At 47.9% G+C, this 6363-nt stretch carries 5 protein-coding genes and 1 tRNA gene; 1 reads left to right on the top strand and 5 read right to left on the bottom strand.

Features of this window, described 5'->3' with window-relative positions:
- Window positions 1–262 precede the first annotated feature (262 nt).
- Window positions 263–1348 (bottom strand): hypothetical protein, encoded by a 1086-nt coding sequence (locus DWW03_RS15225; protein ID WP_118406981.1) that lies wholly within the window; start codon window positions 1346–1348, stop codon window positions 263–265.
- A 255-nt stretch (window positions 1349–1603) separates the two neighbouring features.
- The gene (locus DWW03_RS15220; RefSeq protein ID WP_253012322.1) at window positions 1604–1930 is read right to left on the bottom strand and encodes a hypothetical protein; all 327 of its coding nucleotides are present in this window, start codon (window positions 1928–1930) and stop codon (window positions 1604–1606) included.
- Between the two features lie 849 nt (window positions 1931–2779).
- Here DWW03_RS15220 and DWW03_RS15215 point away from each other — a divergent pair.
- A complete protein-coding gene (locus DWW03_RS15215; RefSeq protein ID WP_147344332.1) occupies window positions 2780–3292 on the top strand; it encodes a hypothetical protein in 513 nt (170 codons plus the stop codon).
- 147 nt (window positions 3293–3439) lie between these two features.
- Here the strand turns inward: DWW03_RS15215 and DWW03_RS15210 are convergent, their stop codons facing one another.
- The 3 genes from DWW03_RS15210 to DWW03_RS15200 all read right to left on the bottom strand — a co-directional run bounded on the left by DWW03_RS15210 (window position 3440) and on the right by DWW03_RS15200 (window position 6315).
- The gene (locus DWW03_RS15210; RefSeq protein ID WP_118406979.1) at window positions 3440–4657 is read right to left on the bottom strand and encodes a site-specific integrase; all 1218 of its coding nucleotides are present in this window, start codon (window positions 4655–4657) and stop codon (window positions 3440–3442) included.
- A 180-nt stretch (window positions 4658–4837) separates the two neighbouring features.
- A tRNA-Lys gene (locus tag DWW03_RS15205) sits at window positions 4838–4910 on the bottom strand.
- Between the two features lie 106 nt (window positions 4911–5016).
- Complete coding sequence (locus DWW03_RS15200; protein ID WP_022061255.1) at window positions 5017–6315, bottom strand: glycoside hydrolase family 2 TIM barrel-domain containing protein; 1299 nt, start codon at window positions 6313–6315, stop codon at window positions 5017–5019.
- Between the last annotated feature and the right edge of the window lie 48 nt (window positions 6316–6363).

Below are 6363 nucleotides of genomic sequence, written 5' to 3'. Positions count from 1 at the left end.
ACAACCTTTCATTTGTCATTTTACTAACTTTTTAATTCAACCAACGGGTATCTATAATATAGCCCTATAATTGCGCCTAATAATACAAAGAATATTATAGCCAATAATAGTTTTGTTAAGTTCTTCATCTAAAATTCATTTGAGTTACCAACAAAGATAATAAATAATTCTCGATTTATTTTGCAATCATCCTATCTCTAACAATGGTCATGCAGGCCGTTGTCTTGCCGTTTATTTTGGGTGCTGTTTCCTTTATCTCGTATCACTTGGCGAGGTCTGCGGCCTTTGCCGTGTGTCGAATCCCCAAATCGTCGTATATCCGTTGCAGTTCCGTTTTGGCCTTGCTCTTGGGAATGAGTGTCTGTTTAGGAAACACCGTATCTATCATCTTCACGATTTTATACTCGCTCGGCAGTCGCATTTGTTTCGTCAACTCCCGACGGATATTTCCGACATGGTATTTCAATGCCTGCACTTTGGCCGTTCCCAATTCGTCGTATGCCTGCTTCACCAACGGATATTTAACAGCAATTCGGGCGCATAGTTCCTCGTGATTGTCCAGCGAGAAAAACGGACGGGTAGTTTTCAGTCGGCGGTATTCATCGAACAGTTCCTTAAACGTGACCCGTGCGGCGGCGTTGCTCTCTATCTTCTCTATAATCTCGCTGAACGTGTGGCGTGTTATGGTGTAGCCGTTTCGTTGCAATTCGCTCGTAAGGTTTACATAAGTCCTGTAAATATGGCGGCATATCTTGAAATTCACGATGTCCATATTGGCGAGGTTCTTATCCACCACCAAACGGCAATCTTCTATCCTTACATATTGCTCGTTGATATAGGGGATTTTCGACAGCGTTTTGATACGGCTCTTTTCGGGCAGGGCGTTGATGTCTGCGGCGTATTGCTCGGCTTCGGCAAGAACGCTCTTTGTAGATGCGACAAACTCGTCGAGTGTCACCTCACGACTATACTTGGTTGTGGAATAGACATGGATAATTTCGCCCTTGTATTTGGAATCCCGCAGGCGTCCGCAAATCTGTGTGAACAGCGTGGAAATATCCAACAGCGTGTGGGACTTGTTGCCGTCGCTGACGATGAATGCCACGCCGTTCTCATCGTAAAGGTCGCACCCCTCAAAGCAGGTCGAGGTGTAAAAGTTTATCTTCCTCACGGGGGCTGACGGCTGGCCTATGGGATAACCTTTACCTAATTTGCGCTGGTTGACCTCGGCATTGTCCCCGCTGGTCGAGCATACTATCTTCACCTGTTCAGGAGCGAGTTTTGCAAGGTCTATCACTTTTGCTATAAACTCCACGCTGTTGACGAAGATGTGCAGGTTATAGTCCAATCCCTTGTCTAATACCTTGCGGCACTCCTGTACGATGTAGCGGTCGGGTTTGGTAGTTTGCCGCGAGCGGATATTGACCTCGATCAGATGCGGTCAGTTGATTTCACAGATGGGCAGGTGCTTCAACTCCTCTAAAACATACTCCCGTTCGATAGGGGTTGCGGTCATGTAAGTCGCCCTCTCGAATTTGGCGGCTTCTGTCAGCAGGTTTTTAATGGCAGTATGACGGAACGAATAGGAGTTGAACAGGACGTGTCATTCGTCCACCAATAGGAACAGTTCTTTGTAAGGGTCAAGACCTGCGGATTGCAACGCCTTGATGGTTCGCGGCAGGGAATCATAGGTAACGGCAATCTTTAAGGGAGAATGGCTCTTTACATAGTCGATGATGTCCTGCTCGCCGACACCCTCGTAAACGCCCAGCACGGAAATAGCATCCTTGCGGTAAATGGTCTTGTTCTTTACCAATGCCACATAAGGCATGGCGATAAGGGTAGGAATGGAATTGCGGATAGCCAACTCGGTAGCACCGCATCCTGTCTGCTTCTTGTTAAATAAACAGTTGGCGGGAATTTCAGCCATAAAGTCCGAAAGATAGGTTGCGCTTTCGGGCGCGTCGATAGTTGAACTTCGTTCTTCGTTTCCTACACTCGGCATAGCCTGCAAGCAGTCTTTGCCCTCGTTAATCGGAAATGTTCAATTTTGATTTGTATTCATATTTGTAAATGGGTTGTTATTCATAATATCTCTTTATCTGAAATCTTCCATATTTTTTAATCTTGAAACTATACTTATAAAGGGAATATCCGTTTCGTACTCAAAAAATGTGGAAATAGAGTGCAAAGACAAGGACAGCATTATTACTGTCCTTATCCATTTGTAAACCTATTTTCTATGGAAGCAAAAAGAATTTTCCCATCTCGGATTTGCTATTACAAATATAGTAAAAATCTTTAATAAATGCAACTTTAAGAACGGGTATTTGCAGGCAATTTTGCGCAAAAAAGGGGATTTTTCGGGTGGCAATAAAACGCTGAATCAAATATCGTCAGCGCTTATATAAACCCTAAAAACATTGTATTCATCAGTAATATTAGCATGAAAACATAGTTTTCGAGTGTAATATTAGTAAAAATGCAGTGTAGTTGACTGTAACAATTACGGTGAATGACATTGCATCGACCGTTACTTTTACACTCTGTGCAATGTCGAATTTACTAATATTAGTAAATTCCAAAAATTGATTTTAGTAAAAATAGTATTTTTAATTGCATTTTTTCTTGCTTAAATAGACACTATTTTATACTTTTGACGCCCGAAAGTTCTTTGAAAATCATTGCCTTCAACAGCAATATATGGTATCTCGTATCCTGCGCGGGATGAAACAACAAATCAGCAGGTGTTTAAATATCTCCTATAAACAATTTAATGATGAACGGAAAAAATCCCGAATTGACTGTTGAAGCGAAGGTTGCAACCAAGAAAAACGCTGGCAAAGGCCGCACACCTAAATCGCCCGTTTGGAAAGTCCTTGACGATGCACGGAAGAAATTCAATGCACAAATCGTTAAGAGTACGAGTGTCAAACGTGAGTGCATTAAGGCTTGTATCAGCAAGTATTATGCAGACGATTTGCGGTTTTGGCTTGATTTATTGAGCCAAAGCGAAAAATTGCTGCTTGATTCCATGCGTTTTAACAAGGCTTGCGACAACCTCGGACTTGCCCCCAAAACCGTAGCCCAACATATATTGTTCGAGAGCGAAAAGACGGCCAAAAGGGTTTTGACCGAGGGAGTGGAAGCTGTCCTCGGAGAGCGGGTGAAGATGTTCACCGAACCGCTTTATGTGGATGAGAAGAAACTCTATGCCAACAGTAGTTCCAATGTGCAGGAGACGACGAGCGAAGCAAACGCGACGTCTGGTTCGGCGGTAACTGCGGCTTAACATTGCTGGGATTCCGAGACACGTTTAGTCTTGGACGTTCATTGCTTCGTTTCCATGATGGGAACGCAGACGCAAAAAAAACATTTAGAGGGGTGGCAATCCACAAGTGGAGACCGTGGAATTGCGCCCCTCGCTTTTTTGTCTTTATCAAAGTAGATTCTGCATAGCTGCGTCGATTTGGCTGTTCTCGAAACTGTCCAAGTAGATTTGGGTCGTCGATAGGTCGGAGTGTCCCAATGATTCCGAGATTATCGCAATGTTTACTCCCGACCTTTTCAGCACGGTTGCGAACGTATGCCGCGCAACATAGGTAGTCAATGGCATTTCCAATCCTATCTGTTCTCCCAGCGTCTTTAATTCCCGATTGACTTTCCGCAAAGCCTTGTGCGTTCGGTTGAAAATCTGCTGTGCCGTTTTGTGTTCCGAGCGGTCGAGAATCGGGAAGATATAATCTTCCTGTGCATGGTTGGCCTTGCTGTATTTCTCGATAATCTGCATGGCGTTCGGTACAAGTTGAAAGGATAGCAATTTCTGCGTCTTATGGCGGGAGTAGTAAATCCTGCCGTTCACAATATCGCAGTAACGCAGGGTAGCCATATCCGTAAAGTTGATACCTGCCGTGTAGTAGGAGAATAGGAATATGTCCCGTGCAAACTCTGCATAGTTCGTCCTGTAATTAGGGGCTATCTCCAATGCAACGAGTTTCTGTATATCCTCTTTCGTGATGGCTCGCTTCCTCGTCCGTGTCCATAGGCTACCGACCTTGTATTTGGTGAATGGGGTAGTTTTTGGCACGAATAAACCCTCGGCGAGAGCCTTGTTATAGGCGGCTTTAAAGATTGCGTATTTGGTGGCAATGCTGTTGTTGGTGTTGCCCTCTTTGCGCAGGAACAGTTCAAAGTCGTGAAGATAGGCAAGGTCTATTTCGTTAAATCGGATATTCAGCGACCTAAACTGCGACAGACGGGATAACAATGAGCGGTGTTTGGATGCCGAGCCGTATTTGCCGAGTATTTCCAACCGTTCGATAGTCTGTTTCAGATATTCGCCGACCGTGCAGTTTATTTTCCGCCCGTTTGTTTCCAAAAGATTGTCGAGCGTAACTTCTACCTCCAATGCTTCAAGACGCTTGATTTTGCGGCGATACTCGTTTAGTTTGGTGTCGATTCGGTATTGTAATTCTTGCATTTCGGGGTTGTTTCCCTTAATGCGCTGATTTTCAAAGTCCCAATCGCTTATATGAATCGTGATGCCTGTGCTTGCATAGCGAATTTTACGATTTAGGGTAAACCGAATGTGTATCGGTGCGGTATTGTTTGATTTGATTTTGTCTTTGCGGAATATTACATTCGTGTTGATAGTCATTTGTTTACGCTTGTTGCGCAGAAGATATGACTTTCTGTTTACCCTTCGAGAAACGGGGTAAACAAAAGGGTAAACATTTCCCCTTAAATGTCCCTTTTCCACCCTCGAATTGCCATATAGTAGGGCAATCACCAAAAAGACAAAAGACCGATAATCATTGATTATCAGTCTTTTGCCTTGTACCCCCTCAGGGGCTCGAACCCTGGACCCCAACATTAAGAGTGTCGTGCTCTACCAACTGAGCTAAAGAGGCATCAATCATTATCTGATTGCGAGTGCAAAGGTAGCTATAATTTTTATATCTCCAAAAAATTTGCCGGAAAAATTTTGAAAAATTTCTGCTTTTCCGGCCTCCGGGGTTATTCCAGCGCCAGTTTGTCGCTGTCCCACTCGCCGCCGGCGTCCGGGTAGATGAAAGGCCGCGAATCGCCGAAACGCTTCATATTCAAATAACTTTCATAGAGGTTGATGCCGTTCGCCGACTGTGTGGCCAGCGCGAAGGCCACCACCGACGGATGGCGCTTCGTGGTGTGGTAACTGTTCTCCGTGCGTTCGAGGTATGCCGGCTGCCATTCGGGGTCGTTGGACGGATTCCCGCCCTTGCGGCGCGACTCCCCGCTGCGGCGGGTGTCGATCGGCGCCTGCGCAATCACGTAGAGGCCCTGCACGTCGCAAAAGTTCAGCAGCGATTCGGGCACAGGCCCCGGCAGCAGTTTTAGCGTGTTGAATCCCTGCTCGCGCAGCGCCGCGATTTCGTTTTCGGTGATCGCCGCGGGGACTTCGCGTACGCGTAGCGTCACGGGGCGTGCGTTCAGCGACATCCGCCCGTCCTGCATCTCCACCGAGCGGAAGCCGAGGCGGAGTTCCAGATATTCGACGTAGCGGCCTTCGTGCTGGGTTTTGAGCCGCAGCGTGTACTGCGTGGGGAGTTCGGCGCTCCACAGCAAGTTGGCGGGAATACGGGCCAGGAACCGCAGCGTGTCTTCGCGGCGCATGTCGAGGGTGACGTCTTTCTGTCCCGCTGCGGCATTTTCGCCCGTCGGCGTGAGCAGCTGGTAGTGGATGCGCGAGGTGCGCGGGTTGAGGGCCTCGCTTTTCACCGCGACGGCGATCTCCGCCGTGGCGTTGCCGTCTTCGCCCATGCGGGTTCTGGTCACGACGTCACGCACGCGCAGCGTGGGCTGGCTCATCAGCCAGGCTCCGCCGATGGAGGGCGCCGGAGCCTCTTTCCAGCTTTCGAGCGGTGTGACGGACGACGGCTGCGCGAGGATGACCTCGAGCATGTTGCGGCCCTCTTTGGCCTGTTTGGTGATGTTGATTTCCGCCGGGTTGTTGCCGTCGGCGTTGCAGGCCACGGGAAGGCCGTTCACGCGCACTTCGTAGTTGCCCGACGCCCATCCCAGGTGGAACAGCACCTGCCGGTTGGCCCATGCGAACGGCACGGTGAACGGTGTCGAGAAAACGTTGTCCTTGAGGTTCCATTCCGTCAGACGCGTGAAGTAGCGGTTGTCGCCGCCGTCGGCCGCCGTGGCCGCTTCGGCCGAAGGATAGGCGAGTATCTCGCCGCGCGGCAATTCGCGTCCGTAAGTCGGTGTGTACTCCTGCGCGCAAAGTCCGCAGAGGGAAAAAAGCGCTATGGTCGAAAGGATAGTCCGCATAAGTTCGTATATTTGTCCTCCGTAAAGATACAGAAATTTTTCGATACT

The organism is Alistipes sp. AF14-19, from assembly GCF_003461645.1.
In the GTDB taxonomy this organism is placed as follows: Bacteria; Bacteroidota; Bacteroidia; order Bacteroidales; family Rikenellaceae; genus Alistipes; species Alistipes shahii.
This window is presented reverse-complemented; position numbering and strand designations above follow the sequence as displayed.